We start from the raw sequence: 21,116 nt of genomic DNA on the forward strand, positions 1-21,116 counted from the left end.
GCCGGTCGACAGCGGCCCACCGGTCGGCGGCGGGCCCGTGCCAGGATGAGAGACATGGCGGGGGGACCGGTGGCGTTCGTGCTCGGCGGCGGGGGAGTGCTCGGCGCGGTCGAGGTCGGCATGTTGCGTGCCCTGTTCCGGGCCGGCATCCAACCCGACATGGTCCTCGGCACCTCGATCGGCGCGGTCAACGGCGCGCTGGTCGCCGCCGATCCGTCCGAGGCGGTGACCGACCGGCTGGTCCGGCTCTGGGCCTCACCGGAGGCGAGCGAGGTGTACGGCGACTCGGTCGCCCGCCAGTTGCGCCGCTTCGCCGCCCGCACCCACCTGCACTCACCCCGGCCGCTGCGCCGCCTCTTGGAAACCGAACTGGGGGTGGACACCACCTTCGCCGACCTGCGGGTGCCGTTCCGGTGCTGCGCCGCCCACATCGAGCGGGCCGCCGAGCACTGGTTCGACAGCGGCCCGGTGGTGCCGGCGGTGATGGCGTCGGCCTCGGTGCCGGGCCTCCTTCCGCCGATGCAGATCGACGGCGCGCACTACGTGGACGGAGGCATCGTCAACTCCATCCCGATCGGCGAGGCGGTGGCCGTCGGTGCCCGCCGGATCTACGTCCTCCAGGTGGGTCGGATCGAACGGGAGCTGACCCCGCCCCGTCGGCCGTGGGAGATCGCGCAGGTCGCGTTCGAGATCTCCCGCCGGCACCGCTTCTTCCGCGAGATGGCGGCGCTGCCGGAGGGGGTGGAGGTGCACGTCCTGCCGACCGGCGGGCTCAACCCGCGCGACGACACGCCGTGGGCCTACCGGGACATGGCGGCGGTGGGACGCCGGATCAGCCGCGCGTACACCGCCTCCCGGCGTTACCTCGCCACCCACCTGGAGCGTTGATGCCGCTGCCTCCCCGGTGGCTGCGTCGGCTGCTGATCGCCCCCGCCGTCGTGCTGCTCGCCTTCCTCGTGGTCACCACGTTGCCGATCTGGGCGTTGCTCGCCGCGGCCGCGTCCCCGCTGGTCCCGGGCCGGTTGCGCCCGCTGCGACTGCTCTGGATCGGCTGCTTCTACCTGGTCTGGGACGCCGCCGCGCTGCTCGCGCTCTTCCTGCTCTGGGTCGTCTCCGGCTTCGGCTGGCGGACCCGGTCGCCGGCCTTCCAGCGCGCGCACTACGTGCTGGCCGGCTGGTTCCTGCGGGTGCTGTTCTGGCAGGCACATTGGACACTGCGGTTGCGCATCGACGTCGTGGGCACCGACCCGGACACCGCGCTGCCCGGCCGGCCCGAGCTGGTGCTCTGTCGGCACGCCGGGCCGGGCGACTCGTTCATCCTGATCCACGGGCTGGTCAACTGGTTCCACCGGGAACCTCGGATCGTCCTCAAGGACAGCCTCCAGTGGGATCCGGCGATCGACGTGCTGCTCAACCGGCTGCCCAACCGGTTCATCGCGCCGACCCCGGAGCGCGGCGAGGAGACGGTACGCCAGGTCGGGCACCTCGCCACCGGCCTGGACGACAACGACGCGTTCGTGATCTTTCCCGAGGGCGGCAACTTCACCCCCAGGCGACGGCTGCGCGCCATCGCCCGGCTGCGCTCCCTCGGCCTGGAAAGGATGGCCCTGCGCGCCGAGCGGATGCGCCACGTGCTCGCCCCGCAGCCCGGTGGGATGCTCGCCGCGCTGGACGCGGCACCGGACGCCGGGGTCATCTTCGTCGCCCACACCGGTCTGGACCGGATGCTCACCGTCGCCGACGTGTGGCGGGAACTGCCGATGGACAAGCGGATCGTCATGCGGTTCTGGTCCGTGCCGCCGGAGGACGTACCGACCGGACGGCAGCAACGCATCGACTGGCTCTTCGATTGGTGGGCGCAGATTGACGCCTGGGTCGCCGCTAATCGGTAGATGTCCGCGTAGGGTGCGGGCGTGGACGAGATCTGCGTGGTGACAACGGTGGTGGATGCGCGTTCGGTCGCCGACGTGCTGGCGGCTGCGGCCGTCGCCGGCAGGCTCGCCGCCTGCGCCCAGGTGGGTGGTCAGGTGGACAGCACCTACTGGTGGCGGTCCGGGATGGAGACGAGCACCGAGTGGTCGGTGCAGTTCAAGACCGCACCGGATCGGCTCACCGCGTTGCTGGACCAGATCCGGGTCAGCCACCCGTACGAGGTGCCGGAGATCCTGGTGTCCAGGGTGGAGAGCGGCAACCCCGACTACGCCACCTGGGTGTACGAGCACACCCGCTCCTGAGTACGCGCACTCTGGGTCGCATCCCGGTCGGTTGTCGATGATGACCGGGTGGACGACACCCGTTACCCCTGCCCCGCCTGCGGTGCGCCGGCCGATCTGAGCGCCGGTTGTTCCGGCTGCCGGCGTGCGCCCGACCCGATCGCCGCCGAGGTGGTTCGGCTGAGCCGGGAGGTCGCCGAGCTTGAGCCGCAGGTGGAGCGGGCTCGCCGCGCGTACACCGAGCTGGCCGGACGGCTGTCGACCGTGTCCGGGCGGCGGGCCGAGCTGGCCGCGGTCGTCCGCGCCGGGTTGGCGGCCTCGGTCGTGGCGCGCCCGGCGCCTCTCGTCGGCCCGGCGCCGTCCATCGGCCCGGGTCCCGGGGTGGCGGCGGATCCTCGGCCGGGTGCGGCGGAGACCTCGACCCGGACGGTCCAGGGTCTGCTCTTCGTCCTCGGTGGACTCCTGCTGGGCACCGCGGCGGTGGTGTTCACCGCGGTCGCCTGGGCGGCGGTGGGGGTCGCCGGGAGGGCGTTGATCCTGGCGGCGTTCACAGCGCTCGCGCTGGGCGTACCGCTGCTGGCGGTCCGCCGGGGGCTGCGCGGTACGGCGGAGACGTTCGCCGCGGTGGGATTGCTGCTGGTGGTGCTGGACGGTTACGCGGCCTGGTCGGTGGACCTGGCCGGCGTGGCCGACTGGCCGGGCAGCCGGTACGCCGCGCTGGTCGGGGGGGCCAGCGCGGCGGTTGCCGTGGCGTACGGCCGGTGGAGCGGGTTGACGGGGCCCTGGTTCGCCGCCCTGGTGGCCGCCCAGCCGGCGTTGCCGCTGCTCGCCGCCGAGGCCGGGCTGGGTGCGGCGGGGTGGGCGTTGGTCCTGCTCGGGGTGGCGTCGCTGAACCTGGCCGTGCTGGCCGCGTTGCGCGGCCGGGAGGGGGCGGCACAGCTCGTCGGCCGGGTCCTGGCCGGCGCGGGTCACGTCGCCGCGCTGGTGGGCGCCTCGGCGTGCGCGGTGGTGCCGCTGGTCAGTGGGCGGGCGGGGGGTTCGCCACTGCTGGCCGGGGTGCCGCTGCTGCTGGTCGCGCTGACCGGGCTCGGCGCGGCCTGGCTCGTCGGGGGGCGGGCGCTGCGGGCGGTGGCGGCCGGGCTGCTGGTGCCGGTGCTCGCCGCCGCCCTGCTGCGTCCGGTGGCGGAGCTGCGGCCATCACTGCTGCTGCTCGCGGCGGCAATGGTGGCGCTGGGGATGGCCGCAGCCGTGCGGCTCCTGCCGACGGCGGCCGGGGCGGCGGTGGACGGTGGCGGCGGTTGGCGGACCGGTCCGCGGGCCGGCGCGCTGTTCGTCGCGGTGGGCACGGCGCAGCTCACCGTGTTGATCACCATCGGGCTGGCGGTCGCTGCCGTCGGCCGGTCGCTGCCGCCCTGGGGCGGGGCCGGGACGGGGCCGGAGCTGCGCTGGGGTTGGCAGCTGGCACCCGCTGTGGCGTTGGCGATCGGCGCGGTGGTGCTCCTGCTGCCCCGTGGCGCGCGGACGGTGCTCGCCACGGCCGGCGCGGTGGCGGTGCTGTTCGCCGTACCCGCCGGCTGGTCGGCCTCCTGGCCTCAGGTGGTGACCGTCGACCTGGTCGGCGGGGTCGCGTTGCTGCTCGCCGTGCTGGCCCGCCCGAGCACCCCATCGGTCGCCCTGCGCACCCGGGCGCTCGGCGGTGGCGTCCTGCTCGGGCACGGGCTGCTGGTCGCCCTGGCCACCCCGATCGGTGTTCTGGTGGCACTCGGCGTGCTCGCCGTGGTCGGGCTGGCGCTCGCCGTCCGACGGGGGGCCGGCGCGTACCGGGAGGTGGCCGGCGCGGGTCTGCTGGTCGGGCAGCTCGCGCTGCCCGGGATCGCGGCGGTGGCGATGTTCGCCGCGGGCGGGCCGTCCTGGTGGCAGGCCCGGATCGCGCTGGCCGCCGCCGCGCTGTCGCTGGTCGCGGCGCTCGCGGCCCGCCGCCACCGGGTGGAGCTGATCGGGTACGCGGTGACCGGCGCCGCCGCGGCGGTGGCCGTGCCCGGCCTCGCGCCGCTGGTCGGCGCGGGTGACGAGCCGCTCGTGCTGTACGCGGCGCTGGCCGCGCTGGGCGTCTGCTGGCTGCGGTCGGCGAGCGCATCCGGCCAGGCGGTCCTCGGGGAACGGCCGGCGGCCGACGGGTGCGAGTCGGCCCGGTCGGCGCTGTTGCTGGCGGCCGGCGGCACGCTGGCGGCGGTCGCCGTCCTGGCGGCCCTGCCGACGGTGCTGACCGCGCTCGGGTCGCCCTACGGCGGCGGGAACCGGGTGTGGTCGGGGGTGCCGACGGTCGTCGCCGACCCGTCGGTGCTCCCGGTCGGGTTCGCGCTGGTCGTGTTGGCGGTGGCCGGCGGGCTGGCCGGTCGGAGGGTGGGCCTGCCGGTGCCGCCCGCCCTGCCGTTCGTCGCGGCGGCGCTGCCGGTGCTGCTCATCGCGGTCGGCGCGCCGTGGCCGGTGCTGCCGGCCGCCGTCCTGCTCGCCGGCCTGGCGGCGCTGCTGTTCACCGCGCTGGCGGCGGCCCGCCCGGCGCTCACACCGGTCGCCGTGCCGGTGGGCGTGGTGCTGGTGGCCTCCGGTGTGCTCGGTCTGCTGGCCACCCGGGCCGGGACACTCGCGGCCGAGGGGGCGCTGCTGGTGGCGGCGGTCGCGGTCGCCGCCGGGGCGCGCCGGTTCGAGGTGCGGGTCGCCGGTTGTCTCGCCGCCGTGGGCGCGGCGTCCGCGTTGGCGGTGACCGCCCCGCTCGCCGGTGGGCTGCCCTTGCGGGCTGCCGCGTACCCGCTGCTGGCGGTGGCCGGGTTGGTGCTTGCCGCCGCGGCGGTCACCCCGGCGCGGGTCCGGCTGGGACGGGTGCTGGACGCCACCGCGCAGGCCGTCGCGCTGGTGGCGGCGGTGCTCGCCGTCGAGGTGGCACGGCACCTCGCCACCGTCTGCGTGCTCTGGGGTGTCGCCGTGGCGCTGCGGCTGCTGCGCCGGGGCGAACCGGCCGGTCGGCGGTGGGCGTTCGTCGGGATCGCCGCCGGCAGCGAGTTGCTCGGGGCCTGGGTGCTGCTCGCGGCCGGTGGGGTGACCGTGCTGGAGGCGTACACCCTGCCGGCCGCGGCGCTCGCCGTCGGCGCGGGTCTGTTGGCGCTGCGCACCCGGCCGGGGCTGACCAGTTGGCCGGCCCTCGGCCCGGGGCTGGTCGCGGGGTTGCTGCCCAGCCTCGTGTCGGTGCTGGCCGGGGCGGACCCGCAGCCGTGGCGGCGACTGCTCCTCGGGGCGGCGGCGACCGGCGCGGTGCTGGCCGGCGCGACCCGCCGGTGGCAGGCGCCGGTGCTGCTCGGGGGTGGTGCGCTGACGCTGTTGGCGCTGCACGAGCTGGCCCGGGGTTGGGATCTGCTGCCCCGGTGGATCTACCTGGGGGTCGGCGGGCTGGCGCTGGTCGGGCTCGCCGCCACCTACGAGCGGCGGCGACGTGACCTGGCTCGACTGCGCGCCGCGGTCGGCCGACTGAGCTGAGTCGAGCCCGTAGGGGTAGGGCCTGCCCTACCTCCCATTCGGGGGTTGTCGGGGTTACTCACCGCTACCGCAATCGGGAGACTTGACATTAAGCCCGAACCACCCCGGTACGGGCGCAAGCGGAACGGGAGCAGCGATGGCGCTCGGAGCGGTGGCGGAACCGCCGGTACGACGGCGAGGTAGTGACTACGCACAGTTGTCCCGACGGATCAGCCAGGCGGGCCTGCTGGAGCGGCGCCCCGGCTGGTATGTCACCCGCATCGTGCTCACCCTCGGTGCCTTCGTGGCCGGCTGGGTGGCCGTTTTCCTGCTCGGCGACTCCTGGTGGCAGCTTCCGCTCGCGGCCCTGATGGCGGTGGCCACCACCCAGGTCGCGTTCCTCGGTCACGACGCCGGGCACCGCCAGATGTTCCGTCGGCGTGGCCCCAGCGAGCTGGTGGGGCTGCTCGCCGGCAACGTGGCGGTGGGGATCAGCTACGGCTGGTGGGTCGACAAGCACAACCGGCACCACGCCAACCCGAACCACGAGGACGAGGACCCGGACGTCGGCGCGGGGGCCCTCGTGTGGACGCCCGAGCAGGCGTTGGAGACCCGGGGGATCGGCCGCTGGATGGCCAAGCGGCAGGCGTACTTCTTCTTCCCGATGCTCCTGCTGGAGGGCCTGAACCTGCACGTGGCGAGCATCAAGGCGATCGTCGGCCGGGAGGACGGGAAGTACGCCGTCCCGATGCGGCACCGGGCGGTCGAGGCGGCGTTGCTCGTCGCGCACACCGCCGCCTACGTGGCGCTGCTGTTGGCGGTCATGTCCCCGGTCAAGGCGCTGCTCTTCGCCGTCGTGCACCAGGCGCTGTGGGGCCTCTACATGGGCTGCGCGTTCGCGCCCAACCACAAGGGCATGCCGATGCCGACCGCCGAGGACGAGCTGGACTTCCTGCGTAAGCAGGTGCTGACCTCCCGCAACGTGCGCGGCAGCCGACTGGTGGACACCACACTCGGCGGTCTCAACTACCAGATCGAGCACCACCTCTTCCCGAACATGCCCCGGGCCAACCTGCGCCGGGCCCAGCCGATCGTCCGGGCCTACTGCGTCGAGCAGGGCATCCCGTACGCCGAGACCGGGCTGGTCGAGTCGTACCGGCAGGCGCTCGGTCACCTGCACGAGGTGGGTCGACCGCTGCGCGGCTGACGCGAGGACTGATCGATGGGGCGGCATCTGACGATGCCGCCCCTTCTATACCCTGACCACTACGGCAGCTTCTACTACGTCGGGGAATATCCGTGAGCAATTCCGTGGTGTCGTTCGACCTCGCATCGCCGGTCGGGCCCTGGGTGGTGGTCGCGCGGAACGACGACCGCGTGGCCCACGAGAAGGTGGCTGCACTGACATCCGGCGGTGTCGTCCGGAGGCTGGACTCTCGGAGGATGCGGCAGTTGGCACGGCAAGCGCCCTGTTGCCGTTGTTGTGGAAGAGGCTGACGTGCTGGTCGGTAAGGGTTTCTTCCCGCTGTTCGTCGCCGTGCTGTGCGAGGCTGCTGACCGAGCCAATCTTTCTCTCGATGCGGACGGGCTTCCCCGGAGTCGCCCGCCGTTTCCACTTCACTTCATGTTCTTCCTGGCGCGTTGTGAAGTCCGGGAGGTGGCCAAGGAGTTGAGCTCGCGAGACGACATGCTGATTCGAGAATCCGGCGGCCGTCTTCTGGTGTGGTCCCAACCCGAGTAACTGAACGGGGCATGGCTGCGCCCGTACGAGCTGCTCCCTGCTTCCACCTGGCACTGGGCGGTTGACGGGAGGTGGCGCGTCCGGCTCGTCGGACGCGCCACCGGTAGGGTCTGGTCATGGCAGACCTGCTCACCGCGGACGCGGTGCGAGAAGAGCTGAGCCGGTTGCCCGACTGGTCGGGTGACCCGACCGGCATCGGTCGTACCGTCCAGCTCGGCAGTTTCCCGGCGGCCATCGCGGTGGTGGACCGGGTGGCGACGGTGGCCGAGGAGCTCGACCACCATCCCGACATCGACATCCGATGGCGGACCCTGACCTTCCGCTGTGTCACGCACTCGGCCGGTGGGGTCACCCACCGGGACATCGAGCTGGCCCGGCGAATTGACGACATCGTCCGGAGTGCGGCATGAGATTCGAGATCAGCAAGGTTCTGGATGCCATCGAGGGTCGGGTCTGCACGGACCCGTCACTGGCCCGGGCCGTGGTCGACCTGGCCGAGGTGATCCGTTACCAGGACATCGACGGTGGCCGGCCGGCCAGCCTGCTGCGGCTTGGCATGGTCATCGACGCGCTCTCCCGCGAGCTGGAGGAGGACAGCGTCCAGGTCTACGCGGTCGTGCACCGGGCGTTGCTCTCCGACGCCGACCTCACCTCGAACGAGCGGATGGTCGTCCGCCGCTGGGCCGACGACGGGCTCGTCGAGGTGCTCGACAACCCGGGTGACCGGATGTTGGAGGTAGCCGACCTGCTCGGTCTGCCGGTGCTCAGCCGGGTCCGCTTCGACGGGTTGCGCGGTCGGTTCCCATGGCTGGTCGAGCAGCCCGGTCGGGTGGTCGCGCCGGTGCCGGGTGCCGGCGGGCCGGTGTTCATCGCCCACGTCGGTGGTGGGCACTCGCCGGTGGCCGGCAAACGGTCGCCGACCGGCGTCAAGCTGCTGGCCCGCCAGTGGCGCTGCCCGGAGTCGGGCTGCGCGCTGTTCGGCGGCGGTGGTGGGGGTGGCGCGTTCGCCGACCTGGCCGGGGGCGCTGATCGCAGCCCCGCCGCGCAGCCGCCGCCCGCGCTGCGCAACGGCGTGCCGACCTGCCCCCGACACGGCGTACGGCTCGGGGACGGCGGCCCGCGTCCGCGTACCGAGGTGCTCGCGGTGCGCGTCGGCGGCCTGGTCCGGCGGCGGTTCGTGCTCAGCGAGGAGCAGCCGATCGTGGCCGGTCGGGCTCCCGAGCAGGACGGCGGGATCATGCTCGGGCAGTGGCTCAACGACGAGGCCCGGCGCTGGATCAGCCGTGGTCACGTCCGCTTCGAGCTGCGGGTCGGCGAGGTCATCGTGACCGACGTCAGCACCAACGGCTCCGGCATCCGCCCGGCCGGTTCGATGACCGAGTCCGACCGGATTCCGCTGGCCCCTCAGCAGTCCCGGGTGCTGGGCGAGAACGACATGGTGGAGTTGTATCCGGGGGTGCAGATCGGTCGGGCCGAGGAGCTGCCCACCGGCGCCCCGTTCACCCCCACCTCGGTGATGGCCGAGGCTCCGACCATGGCCATGCGCCTGCCCCGCCCCTGACGCGAAAGGCGGGCGCCGGAACCCCGACGCCCGCCTTTCACCACGTTGCTGGGTCAGCCGGCCAGCACCTCGGCCAGCTGGCTCACCGCCAGGTCGATCTCGTCCTCGGTGATCACCAGCGGCGGGGCGAGTCGGATGGTGGAGCCGTGGGTGTCCTTGGCGAGCACTCCACGCTCGGCGAGGCGCTCGCACGCCTCCCGACCGCTCATCAGCGCCGGGTCGATGTCCAGACCGGCCCACAGGCCACGGACCCGTACCCCGACCAGGCCCTTGCCGACCAGCCCTTCCAGGCCGGCCCGCAACCGCTCACCCAGCTCGGCCGAGCGGCGCTGGAACTCGCCGGTGGCCAGCAGCCGGACCACCTCGATCGCCACCGCGCAGGCGAGCGGGTTGCCGCCGAAGGTGGAGCCGTGCTGGCCGGGCTTGAGCACGCCGAGCACGTCGGCGTTCGCGGCCACCGCGGACACCGGCACGATGCCGCCGCCGAGCGCCTTGCCGAGCAGGTACATGTCCGGCACGACGCCCTCGTGGTCACAGGCGAAGGTCGCGCCGGTACGCCCCAGACCCGACTGGATCTCGTCGGCGATGAAGAGCACGTCGCGCTCGGTGCAGACCTGGCGTACGCCCGGCAGGTAACCCTCCGGCGGCACCACCACACCCTGCTCGCCCTGGATCGGCTCCAGCAGCACGGCCACGGTGTTCTCGTCGATCGCTGCGGTCAGCGCTTCCAGGTCGCCGTACGGCACGACAGTGAACCCCGGGGTGTACGGCCCGAAGTCGGCGCGGGCGTCCTCGTCGGTGGAGAAGCTCACGATGGTGGTGGTACGCCCGTGGAAGTTGCCCTCGGCGACCACGATGTTGGCCTGCCCGGCGGGCACGCCCTTGACCTGGTAGCCCCACTTGCGGGCCACCTTGATCCCGGTTTCGACCGCCTCGGCGCCGGTGTTCATCGGCAGCACGAGGTCCTTGCCGCACAGCTCGGCCAGCTCCCGGCAGAAGTCGGCGAACTGGTCGTGGATGAACGCCCGGCTGGTCAACGTGAGCCGGTCCAGTTGGGCGTGCGCGGCGGCGATCAGCTGCGGGTGCCGATGACCGAAGTTCAGCGCGGAGTAGCCGGCCAGGCAGTCCAGGTAGCGGCGGCCGTCCACATCGGTGAGCCAGGCGCCCTCGGCGGACGAGATCACCACCGGCAGCGGGTGGTAGTTGTGCGCAGTCCAGCGCTCGGCGTCCCGGACCGCTCCCGGCGTACGCAGCTTGTCATCCACTATCACTTGCTTGCCTTTCCCTGACGGAGTCGCAGCGTGCAGCACTTCGGTCCGCCGCCGGCCTTACGTAGCTCGGACAGGTCGACCCCGATGGTCTCGTAGCCCCGGTCGCGCAGCTTGGCGGCCAGGTCGGTGGCCTGCGCGGGCAGCACCACGTGCCGTCCGTCGCTGACCGCGTTCAGCCCCAGCACCTCGGCGTCGGCCATGGTGGCGTGCACCGCGTCGGGGAAGAGTCGGCGCAGCACGGCCTGACTGCCCGGGGAGAACGCCTCCGGCAGGTACGCCACGGTCCGCTCGTCGAGCACTGTCAATGCGGTGTCCAGGTGGTAGAAGCGCGGGTCGACCAGCTGCATGGTGATCACCGGGTAGCCGAAGACCTCCTGCAACTGGGCGTGTGCGGCGTGTGCCGTGCGGAAGCCGGTGCCGGCCAGCAGGTGGTCACCGGCCAGCAGGACGTCGCCCTCGCCCTCGTTGATGTGCTTCGGGTCGTACATCTCGAAGCCGGCGGCCTCGAACCAGGCTCGGTACGCCGGCGCCTCGTCGGCGCGCTGCGGGTCGCGGAACTGCACGGCCATCGCCTTGCCGTCGATCACGGTGCCGCCGTTGGCGGCGAAGACCATGTCGGGCAGGCCGGGCACCGGAGTGATCTCCTCGACGGTGTGGCCCAGGTCAAGGTACGTCTGGCGCAGCTGCTCCCACTGCCGGACGGCCAGCGCGGCGTCGACCGGCGCGCTCGGGTCCATCCAGGGGTTGATCGCGTAATCGACGGCGAAGTACGTCGGCCGGCACATCAACAGGCGCTGGCTGGTGGCGTCCATCGTCATTGTCCTGCTCCCAGGGGTCGGGCGCGCCCGGCCACCGTGGCCCACGGGCTGGCGCCGTTGCTCAACGGTATGCGGCGTCAGCGGCAGGATCCACCACCGAGAGTTGCGCAGACCGAAGATTCGTTGCGTCTGGCCGCTCTCCGGCTGTGAATCGTTGCGTCGGAGGCTGCCTGGGTCGGGATTCGTGTCCCGGGCCACCTGCCGCAGGGCCTCTCGCGCGGCCTTTGCTCTGCTCACCGGACGCAACAGCCAACGTCCGGATACCACGCATGCGGTCTCGCCTGGAGTGGAGCAGAGCACAGTGGCGTGGCGGGGCGGCCGGGCCGTCGCTGACCCGGGGGCCTCGTTGTCGGGCCGGGCCCCGGACACACTTCAGGGGCGGCGAACCGCCGCCCCTGAAAGGGTGTCGCCCGGCCGGTGAACCACCGGACTGATCGGGCTGCCGGCGAACCGCCGGCTGTTCGCCGGTGCATCACCGGCGAGCGGAACAGTGCCCGCTAGAAACGATCCACAAACTGTGAGTCAAGCCACTCCCGGAAGCGCGACACCCAGTCGCCGTCGGTGGTCGGCCAGTCGAACTGGCCGGTCATCGCGAGCACCCCGATCACGACAGCGGCCAGCCCGATCAGCACGCCGAAGAGCGCGTCGGTCTTGCCGGCGACGTGCCGACGACGGGTGGCCATCAGGCCGAGCACCGCCAGCACCGCACCGAACGCGCCGAGCCCGATGCCGTACCCGGCCAGGGTCCCGGTCAGCACGAACATCGCGCCGGCGACCGAGACGATCAGGCCGAGGGTGGCGAGCAGGCTGGCCCGCGGCTTCGGGCCACGGGTCACCGGCGGCTCGGGCGTGCTCACGCCCGGGGTCGGGTCGACCGGACGGTCCGTGGTGACCCGGTCGGTGGTGTCGGGTCGACCGGTGGCGCTGTCGAGGTCGGCGTCCCGCTCGGCGGTACGCGCCGTCGTCGGGGCGACGGTGGGCCGGGACCCGGTCTCCACCTTGTTGGCGGTGCCGGTGCGGGGCTCGGGGGTGACCGGGCTGGTCGTGCCGTTCACCGGCTCGGGTGCGACCGGGCTGGTCGCGCCGTTCACGGGCTCGGGTGCGACCGGGCGGGAAGCGGCGCCCCGCGACTCGGTCTCCACCGGTCGCGCGGTGGCGGCTCGGGCCACGGCCGCGCGCTCGTTGGCCCGCCGCTCGGCCTCGCTGGTCTGGCCGCCGGTCGTGCCGGCGCTGCGGTACGTCGTCTGGTCGGCGTCCCGGTCGGTGACCACCGGGCGGCCGACGCCGTCGTCCGACTGACCGGTCTCGGAGACCGGAGTGTCGCGGCCGTCCACGCGGCCGTCGAGGTTCTCGTCCCGCGTCGGTGCCGGCTCGGACCGGCGGGACAGCGAAGGAATCCTGACCACTACACACCTCCTGATGAATGCGTGGTGGCCGACGAAGAGGGTGGCACCCACGCGGTGTCGCCCCTCAAATACCCACCTGGGCGTTTCCTGACACCAATCCTGGGTACGGACGCCGAGACCGGCCTTGACCGGCTCTCGTCCTGTCTCGGCCCTGGCCCTGTCCCTGGCCCTGTCTCGGTCCCGGGCCTGCCTCGGCCTGGCCTGGCCTTGACCGACTCGGTTTCCTGAAAGTCGGGGTGTTCCGCCTACGTGGACACCCCGGTTTCCTCGAACCCGAGCGGATCAGCGGCGGACCGCGTCGACGTGCCCGGCGTGGGCACGCTGACCGGCGCCAACCTGTCCGGTGTGGGCGACTTGCCGGGTGCGGGTGCGGGTGCGGGTGCGGGTGCGGGTGCGGGTGCGCGGGGGACGCGGGTGCGGGGTGCGGGCGTGATCGCGGGTGCGGCGCGGAGCACCAGCACGCTGGCCTGTTGCACGAACACCTCCCGCTTGTCGACGGCCAGGCCCTTGTCGTTCAGTACGTAACCCGTCAGCCAGACCCACCCGTGGTAGGTCGGGCGTGGGTCCACACTCGCGAGTCGAAGGCGCAGCGCGCGGTCGCCGGCGAACTGCACCGAGCACGCCTCGCCGATCAGCAGCAGGTCGCCGGGCTTCAGTTCGGTCACGTCGGCCAGTGCCCGCGGTTGATCGGGATGCGGTGGCGCACCCGGCAGGGCAGCTCCGCGCCGCAGCGGCACACCGTGCACCAACGCGTCCAACTCCACACGGGCCGGTGTCGACGGGCGAGGGTCAGCGCGGTGACCAAGAGGTATTCGTTGTACGACACACGCACGGCGGCGTCCTTCCCGAAGAACAGCGGCACACCACCTGCGGCTAATGCGGGAGCGTGAGGCAGCGGGCTATTGTCGACGCCATTCCCGACGCCATTTTGGGAGATCCTGACGCGTGACAGCATGTTCCACACTGGCCACCTTGTGCAACGTCCATGCCCGCCTTAACCTCAGGCCGTATTGACGCACGAGGAATGGTAAAGGAATGCGTACGGGGTGAAACATTCGGCGTTGCAGGAGGAGAGCGGTGATGTTGCATGACGGATGAAACAAGCGGGTCCACCGTCCCGCGGCGGCAGCTCGGTCGGCTGCTCACGCAGCTCCGCGAGGATGCCTCGGTGACGCTGGACGCCGCCGCCGAAGCACTGGACTGTTCGCGGCAGAAGGTGTGGCGCATCGAGAAGGGGTTGGTCCCGGTGCGTGTCGTCGACGCCCGCGCGTTGTGCGCTCTCTACCGGGTGCCTGACGCCATGGGAGAGATCGTCGCCGGCCTCGCGAAAGAGACTCGCGCCCAAGGTTGGTGGCATTCGTACGGTGACGTCGTCCCGTCGTGGTTCTCGCTGTACGTCGGCCTGGAATCGTCCGCCGCCGCGCTGCGTCAATATGACGCCGAGTTAATCCCCGGGCTCCTGCAAACCCGGGAGTACGCCAGCGAGCTGTTCCGCCGGAAGAATCCGACGATGGCCGGAAAGGATCGGGAGAAGTTGGTGGAGGTGCGGCTGCAACGGCAGGGCATTCTCGTGCGCCGGCTGCCCACCGCGCCCACCCTGCGGGTCGTCCTGAGCGAGGCAGTGCTGCGGCGCACGATCCCCGACCGCCGGGCGATGGCTGAGCAGTTGCGCCACCTGCTCGACGTGGCCGCGCTGCCGAACGTGAGTCTGCGGGTGTTGCCGCTCGCCGCCGGCCCGCCGTTGGCCAGCGAGACCGGCACCTTCGTCCTGCTGGACTTCCCGCAGGCCTTCGGCAGGGCGTCGACCGAGCCGACCACCGTCTACGTCGAGAACATCACCGGCGCGCTCTACCTGGACAAGCCCGCCGAGGTGGCCGCCTACGAACATGTCTGGTCGGACCTGGAAGCCCTCGCCTCGGGTGAGGCAGAATCAGAGAAAATGATCACTTCGATCATCGAGGAGCATCATGACTGACCTTGCCGGTGCGACCTGGCGCAAGAGCACCCGCAGCGGCGGGAGCGGCGGCAACTGCGTCGAGGTGGCCGACAACCTGCCCGGCGTCGTCGGCGTACGGGACAGCAAGGACCCGAGCGGTCCGGCGCTGGCCTTCGCCCCGGCCACCTGGGCCGCGTTCGTGAGCGGCGTCAAGGAGCAGCGCCAGGGCTGACCGCGCCGCCCACCTTGATCGACCCGCCTTCCTGGAAGTCGGGGCGTCCCGCTCATCCGAACACCCCGCCTTCCGGAAACTCGAGTCGATCAACGCGGCGGTCCCGCGCCGGTCAACGCAGTGGGGGACCAGGGCGATCAGCGCGGCGGGGGACCCGAGCGATCAGCGCGCGGCCCGGTCGGGCGGGCTGACTATCCTTGGCACCTGTGCCAGAGGGACACACCATCCACCGCCTGGCAGCCCGGCACGCCGAGCTGTTCGCCGGGGACAAGCTGCACGCCGCGAGCCCGCAGGGCCGTTTCGTCGAGGGTGCCGCGCGGCTCTCCGGGACCGTGCTGGAGGGCACCGAGGCCTACGGCAAGCACCTGCTGCACCACTACGCCGGCGAGCTGACGCTGCACGTACACCTCGGGTTGTACGGCAAGTTCACCGACGGGCCGGGGGAGCCGCCGGAGCCGGTCGGTCAGCTGCGGCTGCGGCTGGCCAGCGACCGGCACTGGCTCGACCTGCGCGGGCCGACGGCCTGCGAGCTGCTCACCCCGCCCGAGGTGGCCGCGCTGCGGGATCGCCTCGGGCCGGATCCGTTGCGCGCCGACGCCGACCCGGAGCGGGCGTACGCCCGGATCTCGCGCAGCCCCACACCCCTCGCCGCACTGTTGCTGGACCAGTCGGTGGTGGCCGGCACCGGCCTGATCTTCGTGACCGAGGCGCTGTTCCGGGCGGGGCTGCCGCCGAGGATGCCGGGCCGACAGGTGACCAGAGCCGGCTGGGACGCGCTCTGGGCCGACCTGGTCGGGCTGATGCGGCTCGCGGTCACGCACGGCCGGATCGACACGGTCCGCGACACGCACCTGCCGGAGGTGATGGGCCGCCCGGCCCGGGTGGACCGGCACGGTGGCGAGGTGTACGTCTACCGCCGCCCGGGAGCACCCTGCCACGTCTGCGGCACCGACGTCAGCCGCGGCGAGTTGGCCGGCCGCAACCTCTACTGGTGTCGTACCTGCCAGGCCGGCTGAACCGGTCACCCGGATCACCACCCTTGTCGACCCGGCCTGGCAGCGCGAACCCACCGCGCCGTGACGATCGGACCCATGTCGAACGGTCGATCGACCGGGGCCAGGTCGTTCGTCGCGAGTGCGAGCCCTGGCCCCAGTCGATCGGACGATCAGCAGTTCTCGGTGGTGTACTGGACCCACGGGTTGAGGTACGCCCCGCTGATGAAGCCGGACCCACCGGTGCTGAAGCGCACGTGCCACCAGACGGCGATGCCGTTGACCGTGTCGCCGCGCGTGGCGCAGTCCAGGTACGCCGTCACGCCACGATTCACCTGGCCATAGGCGGTGCAGGACGTGTGCGGCCCAGTACGGTAACGGACACCGTTTGCCGTCACCACGGCTGTGCGGCTGCTCCGGTCCGACCAGCCCTGCCCACAGGCCGCCGACGCCGGTGCCGCGGGCACAACGTAGGTCACCGCCGCCGCGAGCACCGCGATACCTGCCAGCCGAGCACTCATTCGTCGCGTGGTCATCGGTCTCCCTCCACAAAGGTGAGTGTCGGCACAGCGTATATCGATGGATGTGCGCAGAGCTGTCGCTTCTCATCGACATCGGGCCGCTGTCGACGGCGCCAGCCCACCACCATCAACCTCGAAATCTGCGGGTGCGCTGCCGGGCCTCAGTCGCCGTCGAGTAACCAGCGGACCACGTCGATCTTCTGCGAGAAGATGATGCCGTCGGCGACGCTCCAGGCCAGCGTGTGCCCGATCGTCCAACCTCGCACCCGTTCGGGGTCCAGTCCCAGTTCGGTGCTGAGCCGGTGCAGTCGATGCCGCACGGCAACCGGGGAGTGGCCCAACTCCGGGCCGCGCACCATCGGCACTACCGAGAACTCCCGTTCCCCGGTCAGCGGCTTCGGGTCGATCGCCAGCCACGGCCCTCGTTCGGCGGTGAGCGAGTCGGCGGCGAGGATGTTGCCGGCGTGCAGGTCCTGGTTGACCAGCACCTGCTCGCCCTGGCTCGACGCCAGGCCGCTGAGCAGGTCGAGCGCCGCGTCCAGCAGCCGCCGCTCGTACGGCCGGCCGGCCCGTTCCCAGGCCCGGGGCATCCGGTCGATCCAACCGGCGGCCTCCTGTGCCAGCGGGGTGAACGGCGCGCCGGCCGGTCGCCAGAGCCGGGGGAGCAGTCCGATCACCACGTCCAGCGCTCGGTCCGGCGGAAGGTCGTGCAGGGGAGTGCCGGGCTGACAGCGTTCGAGCAGCAGGGCACGCCGCCCGGGGTCGTGGGCGAGCAGACGGATCGCCGCGTCACCGTCCCAGTGCGCCAACGCGTCGGCTTCGTGCCGGCTCTCCTCGTCGGGGTACTGGAGCTTCAGCACTGCCGCCGTGCCGTCGGCCAGGTGGGCGGGGAGTGCCAGTGAGGCGTACGCCTGCCGGAAGGGCGGGCCGACCCGCAACGACCACCGCTCGGCGCACTCGTTCAGCCACGTCGGGAGTGCGGCCAGCCAGGCGCGACCGGCGGGTGATCCGCGTACCCAGTCGAGTCCCTCGGGCAGATCCATCCGGCGCTCCTGAGTCGTGCGGTGATTCGTGCCGGCTGCCGGGTGATTCAGCCGGGCCACGGCGTTCACACACCGGTCCACAGTGGCTAGCGTGGACGGGTGCAGATTGGTGTGAACGTACCGAACTTCGCCCCGGGCACCGACCCCGACGTGCTACGTCGGTGGGCGCAGACGGTGGAGGGTCTCGGCTTCGACCTGTTGATGGTCTCCGATCACATCGCTGTGACCCCGGACGTGGCCGAGCAGTATCCGGGGCCGTTCTACGAGCCGTTCACCACGCTGTCCTGGCTGGCCGGGGTGACCAGCCGGGTTCGGCTGGGCACCACGGTGCTCATCGTCCCGTACCGGCACCCGCTGCTCACCGCCCGGATGGCGGCGAACCTCAACCGGCTCAGCGGCGGCCGGCTCGTTCTCGGTGTCGGCGTCGGCTGGGCCCGGCAGGAGTTCGAGGCGCTCGGCGTGCCGTTCCGGCAGCGCGGCGCGCTGACCGACGAGTACCTGCACACCATGCGCGAGGCCTGGCAGGACACCGACGACTACGACACGGCCGCTATCCCGATCTGGGTCGGTGGCAACAGCGAGGCCGGCATGCGGCGCGCGGTACTGCTCGGTGACGCCTGGCACCCGCTGCGGGTCACGCCGGCACGGCTGGCCGAGGCGGTCGGACGGCTGACGGACATCGCTGACGAGTTGGGTCGCCCGGTGCCCGCGTTGGTGCCGCGGATCGCGCTCCAGGAGACCTGGGAACCGGTCACCGACCCGGACCGGCTCGCCGGTGTCGGCACCATCGATCAGATCGTCGCCGACCTCGACCAGCTTCGTGCGCTCGGCGCGGAGACGGTGGTGCTGGACCCGTTCAACGGCGACCTGACCGAGATCCGCCAGCCCGAACGCGCCTGGCGGACCCTCGCGGCCGTGGCCGCACATCACGCAAACCAGGAGGACCGATGACCCCCGACGACGAGAAGTTTCTTCGCCACGCCGTGGAGATCGCCAGGCGGGCGGGGGCTTCCGGCGAACGGCCGTTCGGCTCGTTGCTGGTCGACGCGGCCGGCGTCGTCCTGATCGAGGACCACAACACGGTGGTCTCCGACGCGGACATCAGCGCCCATCCGGAGTTGAAGCTGGCCCGCTGGGCGGCTCGGGAACTCTCCCCCGAGGTGGCCGCCGGCACCACCATGTTCACCAGTTGTCAGCCCTGCGCGATGTGCGCGACGGCGATCGACCGGTCCGGCCTCGGGCGGGTGGTGTACGCGCTGTCCACCGAGCAGTTCGAGGAGGTCAAGCCGGCCACCCCGCCGCTGCCCCCGGTCCGCTACGAGGGGCCGGCGCTGTTCGACGAGGCACGCCAGCCGATCGACGACTACTACTGACCGAAGCTGCCCCGAGGCGGTGTGACGCAGCCGGAATTGACAGTCGGCCGGCTGCCGGAGCAGGGTTGAGCGGTGACAACGATGTCAACGGGCAAATGGGAGTAAAAGCCTCCCGCCGCGTGCCGACCCTGGCCAGTCGACTCGTGGCGTACCGTTGGCGGTTTTGCGGCGCGGACCCGGTCCGTCCGCCGATCCTGGCCGTATGTCCCTTTCCTACCCGACGGTGACCAGCTGAAATGACCGACGTGCCCCGATCCGACGCCGCAACGACCCCCGCTCCGACGGGGTCACCAGACCTGCCCGATCTGGACGAGTTCCTCGTCGACCAGACCCGGACGCTGCTCGACACCGCCCGCCGCTCGGTCCGGCCCGAGGGCGGCTTCTGGTGGCTCACCGACGACCGCACCCCGGATCGCGGCGAACCGATCCACACCTGGATCACCTGCCGGATGACCCACGTGGCCGCCCTCGCCCACCGCAACGGCGATCCGGACGCCGCCGCCCTGGTCGACCACGGGATCGCCGCGCTCAGCACGCTGCTGCGCGACGACCGGTTCGGCGGCTGGTTCGGCGCGGTGGACCAGCAGGGAGCGCCCGTCAACGACCGCAAGGCCGGCTACGACCACGCGTTCGTGCTGCTCGCCGCCTCCAGCGCCGCGCGCGCCGGACGGCCCGGCGCGGACCGGCTGCTCGCCGACGTGCTGGCCGTCGTGCGGGACCGGTTCTGGGACGACGACGCCGGCGCGGTCCGCGAATCGTGGAACCGGGACTGGACGGTCACCGAGGACTACCGGGGCGCCAACAGCAGCATGCACATGGTCGAGGCCTTCCTCGCGGCTGCCGCCGCCACCGGCGACGCGAGCTGGGCCGACCGGGCCCTGCGGATCGCCACCCACCTCGTGCACGGTGAGGCGGCCCGACACGACTGGCGGCTGCCCGAGCACTTCACCACCGACTGGACGCCGCTGCCCGACTACAACCGGGACCAGCCCGCCGACCCGTTCCGGCCGTACGGCTCCACGATCGGGCACTGGCTGGAGTGGGCCCGGCTGCTGCTGGAGTTGGAGGCGGTGCTGCCGCAGCCACCCCGCTGGCTGCTCGCCGACGCCCGCGCCCTGTTCGCCGCCGCCGTGCGTCGCGGCTGGGCGGTCGACGGCGCGGACGGCTTCGTCTACACCATCGACTGGGACGACCGGCCGGTGGTGCGCTCCCGGATGCACTGGGTTCTCGCCGAGGCCATCGGCGCGGCGATCACCCTGCACCGCCGCAGCGGGGACGCTGTCTACCTCGACTGGTACCGGGTCTTCTGGGCGTACGCCCGCCGAAATCTCATCGACCAGACCGGATGGCGGCACGAGTTGGACGCGCAGAACCTGCCCGCCGACACGGTCTGGCACGGCCGACCGGACGTCTACCACGCCTACCAGGCGGTACTGCTGTCCCGCGCGGCCAACGGGCTCGGCGGCCCCGGCCCGCTCGCACCGGGGGAGGTGACCGCGTGATCGTCGTCGCGGGTGAGGCGCTGATCGACCTGGTCGTCACCGCCGAGGGGCAGCGGGCCGTGCCCGGTGGCTCCCCGGCGAACGTCGCGGTCACGCTGGCCCGGCTCGACCAGCCGGTACGGCTGCTCGCCCGGCTCGCCAGCGACGAGTACGGCCGGCAACTCGTCGAGCATCTGAGCGCCAACCGGGTGGACCTGGAGTGGACGGTACGCGCCGAGGAGCCCACGTCGGTGGCGGTGGCCACCCTGAACGCCGCCGGGCAGGCCAGCTACGAGTTCCGGCTGGCCGGTGCGGCCGACTGGCAGTGGACGCCGCAGGAGTTGCCCGAGCTGGCCGGGTCACCGGCGATCGCGCTGCACACCGGGTCTCTCGCGCTCGCGTTGGCACCCGGCGCGGAGGCGCTGGAGGGCCTGCTCGCCCGGGAACGCCAGCGCGACGGGCTCACCGTCTCCATCGACCTCAACCTGCGCCCGAGCATCGTCACCGACCGGGCGGCGGAGCAGGAGCGGGTACGCCGGCAGATTCGCCTCGCGCACCTGGTCAAGGCCAGCGACGAGGACCTGGCCTGGCTCTACCCGGACCGTTCGGTGGCCGACGTGATGACCGAATGGCGTACGGCCGGTGTGTCCTGCGCCGTGGTGACCCGGGGCGGCGACGGCGCCTGGCTGCTCGCGCCCGACGGCTCGCTGCACGAGGAGCCGGCGGTCCGCACCACAGTGGTCGACACCGTCGGTGCCGGCGACTCGTTCACCGGTGGCCTGCTGGCCGCGCTGGCCGGCCTCGACGCGCTGGGCGACCGCCCGGCCGACCGGCTCGCCGCGGTCACCCCGCAGCAGTGGGCGGAGGTCCTCCGCCAGGCCGCCACGGTGGCCGCGCTGACCTGCGCCCGCCGAGGCGCCAACCCACCGACCCGCGACGAGGTCGAGGCACTCCTGCACCCCGCAAGCTAACCCCACCCCACCCCACCCCACCCGCACCCGCGATCTTGCACTTTCTG

21 protein-coding genes are annotated in these 21,116 nt (G+C 72.4%); 15 read left to right on the plus strand and 6 right to left on the minus strand.

Translation table 11 applies throughout. The annotated features are described in order from the left end of the window. Window positions 1–54 precede the first annotated feature (54 nt). The 8 genes from ABTW72_RS13830 (at window position 55) to ABTW72_RS13865 (ending at window position 9,025) form a co-directional block, all read left to right on the plus strand. Window positions 55–888: a patatin-like phospholipase family protein gene (locus tag ABTW72_RS13830; RefSeq protein ID WP_238661642.1), complete on the plus strand. Its 834-nt coding sequence runs from the start codon at window positions 55–57 to the stop codon at window positions 886–888. Beyond that, window positions 888–1,892 carry a 1-acyl-sn-glycerol-3-phosphate acyltransferase gene (locus ABTW72_RS13835; RefSeq protein ID WP_350858370.1) on the plus strand — a complete coding sequence of 335 codons (1,005 nt, stop codon included), beginning with the start codon at window positions 888–890 and terminating at the stop codon, window positions 1,890–1,892. Before ABTW72_RS13830 ends, ABTW72_RS13835 begins: the two co-directional genes overlap by 1 nt. 21 nt (window positions 1,893–1,913) lie before the next feature. Then, the gene (gene cutA, locus ABTW72_RS13840) at window positions 1,914–2,234 is read left to right on the plus strand and encodes a divalent-cation tolerance protein CutA (protein WP_091406014.1); all 321 of its coding nucleotides are present in this window, start codon (window positions 1,914–1,916) and stop codon (window positions 2,232–2,234) included. A 48-nt stretch (window positions 2,235–2,282) separates the two neighbouring features. Further along, window positions 2,283–5,744 (plus strand): SCO7613 C-terminal domain-containing membrane protein, encoded by a 3,462-nt coding sequence (locus ABTW72_RS13845; RefSeq protein WP_350858374.1) that lies wholly within the window; start codon window positions 2,283–2,285, stop codon window positions 5,742–5,744. A gap of 136 nt (window positions 5,745–5,880) precedes the next feature. Then, on the plus strand, window positions 5,881–6,930 hold the full coding sequence (locus ABTW72_RS13850; RefSeq protein WP_350858377.1) for a fatty acid desaturase family protein: 1,050 nt from the start codon (window positions 5,881–5,883) through the stop codon (window positions 6,928–6,930). A gap of 291 nt (window positions 6,931–7,221) precedes the next feature. Further along, window positions 7,222–7,464 (plus strand): hypothetical protein, encoded by a 243-nt coding sequence (locus tag ABTW72_RS13855; RefSeq protein ID WP_350858380.1) that lies wholly within the window; start codon window positions 7,222–7,224, stop codon window positions 7,462–7,464. 116 nt (window positions 7,465–7,580) lie between these two features. Continuing rightward, on the plus strand, window positions 7,581–7,874 hold the full coding sequence (locus ABTW72_RS13860; protein WP_186718179.1) for a 4a-hydroxytetrahydrobiopterin dehydratase: 294 nt from the start codon (window positions 7,581–7,583) through the stop codon (window positions 7,872–7,874). Then, window positions 7,871–9,025, plus strand: a complete 1,155-nt coding sequence (locus ABTW72_RS13865; protein ID WP_112676988.1) for an FHA domain-containing protein — start codon at window positions 7,871–7,873, stop codon at window positions 9,023–9,025. Before ABTW72_RS13860 ends, ABTW72_RS13865 begins: the two co-directional genes overlap by 4 nt. 53 nt (window positions 9,026–9,078) lie before the next feature. Here ABTW72_RS13865 and rocD read toward each other — a convergent pair whose 3' ends face one another. The 4 genes from rocD to ABTW72_RS13885 all read right to left on the minus strand — a co-directional run bounded on the left by rocD (window position 9,079) and on the right by ABTW72_RS13885 (window position 13,284). After that, on the minus strand, window positions 9,079–10,293 hold the full coding sequence (gene rocD, locus ABTW72_RS13870; protein ID WP_350858901.1) for an ornithine--oxo-acid transaminase: 1,215 nt from the start codon (window positions 10,291–10,293) through the stop codon (window positions 9,079–9,081). Next, window positions 10,293–11,108 (minus strand): dimethylargininase, encoded by an 816-nt coding sequence (gene ddaH / locus ABTW72_RS13875; RefSeq protein WP_350858904.1) that lies wholly within the window; start codon window positions 11,106–11,108, stop codon window positions 10,293–10,295. Before ddaH ends, rocD begins: the two co-directional genes overlap by 1 nt. A gap of 503 nt (window positions 11,109–11,611) precedes the next feature. Next, on the minus strand, window positions 11,612–12,520 hold the full coding sequence (locus ABTW72_RS13880; protein ID WP_350858383.1) for a DMT family transporter: 909 nt from the start codon (window positions 12,518–12,520) through the stop codon (window positions 11,612–11,614). Between the two features lie 245 nt (window positions 12,521–12,765). Further along, complete coding sequence (locus ABTW72_RS13885; RefSeq protein ID WP_350858386.1) at window positions 12,766–13,284, minus strand: hypothetical protein; 519 nt, start codon at window positions 13,282–13,284, stop codon at window positions 12,766–12,768. Between the two features lie 323 nt (window positions 13,285–13,607). Here ABTW72_RS13885 and ABTW72_RS13890 point away from each other — a divergent pair, with 323 nt between their 5' ends. From ABTW72_RS13890 to ABTW72_RS13900, 3 genes are all read left to right on the plus strand, one after another. Next, complete coding sequence (locus ABTW72_RS13890; protein ID WP_350858389.1) at window positions 13,608–14,495, plus strand: helix-turn-helix domain-containing protein; 888 nt, start codon at window positions 13,608–13,610, stop codon at window positions 14,493–14,495. Further along, a complete protein-coding gene (locus tag ABTW72_RS13895; RefSeq protein WP_350858391.1) occupies window positions 14,488–14,688 on the plus strand; it encodes a DUF397 domain-containing protein in 201 nt (66 codons plus the stop codon). The genes ABTW72_RS13890 and ABTW72_RS13895 overlap by 8 nt, the downstream gene beginning before the upstream one ends. A gap of 206 nt (window positions 14,689–14,894) precedes the next feature. Then, window positions 14,895–15,704, plus strand: a complete 810-nt coding sequence (locus ABTW72_RS13900; protein ID WP_350858393.1) for an Fpg/Nei family DNA glycosylase — start codon at window positions 14,895–14,897, stop codon at window positions 15,702–15,704. A gap of 149 nt (window positions 15,705–15,853) precedes the next feature. On the opposite strand, the gene ABTW72_RS13905 is transcribed toward ABTW72_RS13900, so the two are convergent. Further along, window positions 15,854–16,003, minus strand: coding sequence for a hypothetical protein (locus ABTW72_RS13905; RefSeq protein ID WP_350858396.1), 150 nt, complete (start codon window positions 16,001–16,003; stop codon window positions 15,854–15,856). A gap of 359 nt (window positions 16,004–16,362) precedes the next feature. Further along, window positions 16,363–17,244 (minus strand): aminoglycoside phosphotransferase family protein, encoded by an 882-nt coding sequence (locus ABTW72_RS13910; RefSeq protein WP_350858399.1) that lies wholly within the window; start codon window positions 17,242–17,244, stop codon window positions 16,363–16,365. A gap of 99 nt (window positions 17,245–17,343) precedes the next feature. On the opposite strand from ABTW72_RS13910, the gene ABTW72_RS13915 reads away from it, so the two are divergent. The 4 genes from ABTW72_RS13915 to ABTW72_RS13930 all read left to right on the plus strand — a co-directional run bounded on the left by ABTW72_RS13915 (window position 17,344) and on the right by ABTW72_RS13930 (window position 21,069). Further along, the gene (locus tag ABTW72_RS13915) at window positions 17,344–18,195 is read left to right on the plus strand and encodes an LLM class flavin-dependent oxidoreductase (protein WP_350858402.1); all 852 of its coding nucleotides are present in this window, start codon (window positions 17,344–17,346) and stop codon (window positions 18,193–18,195) included. After that, entirely contained in the window at window positions 18,192–18,617 is a 426-nt protein-coding gene (locus ABTW72_RS13920; protein WP_091405997.1) for a nucleoside deaminase, read from the plus strand. The genes ABTW72_RS13915 and ABTW72_RS13920 overlap by 4 nt, the downstream gene beginning before the upstream one ends. Window positions 18,618–18,853: 236 nt before the next feature. Continuing rightward, entirely contained in the window at window positions 18,854–20,119 is a 1,266-nt protein-coding gene (locus ABTW72_RS13925) for an AGE family epimerase/isomerase (RefSeq protein ID WP_350858404.1), read from the plus strand. Beyond that, window positions 20,116–21,069 carry a carbohydrate kinase family protein gene (locus ABTW72_RS13930; protein ID WP_350858407.1) on the plus strand — a complete coding sequence of 318 codons (954 nt, stop codon included), beginning with the start codon at window positions 20,116–20,118 and terminating at the stop codon, window positions 21,067–21,069. The genes ABTW72_RS13925 and ABTW72_RS13930 overlap by 4 nt, the downstream gene beginning before the upstream one ends. Window positions 21,070–21,116 lie beyond the last annotated feature (47 nt).

Origin of the sequence: Micromonospora sp. NPDC127501 (assembly GCF_040302185.1) — a bacterium.
Taxonomy (GTDB): Bacteria; Actinomycetota; Actinomycetes; order Mycobacteriales; family Micromonosporaceae; genus Micromonospora.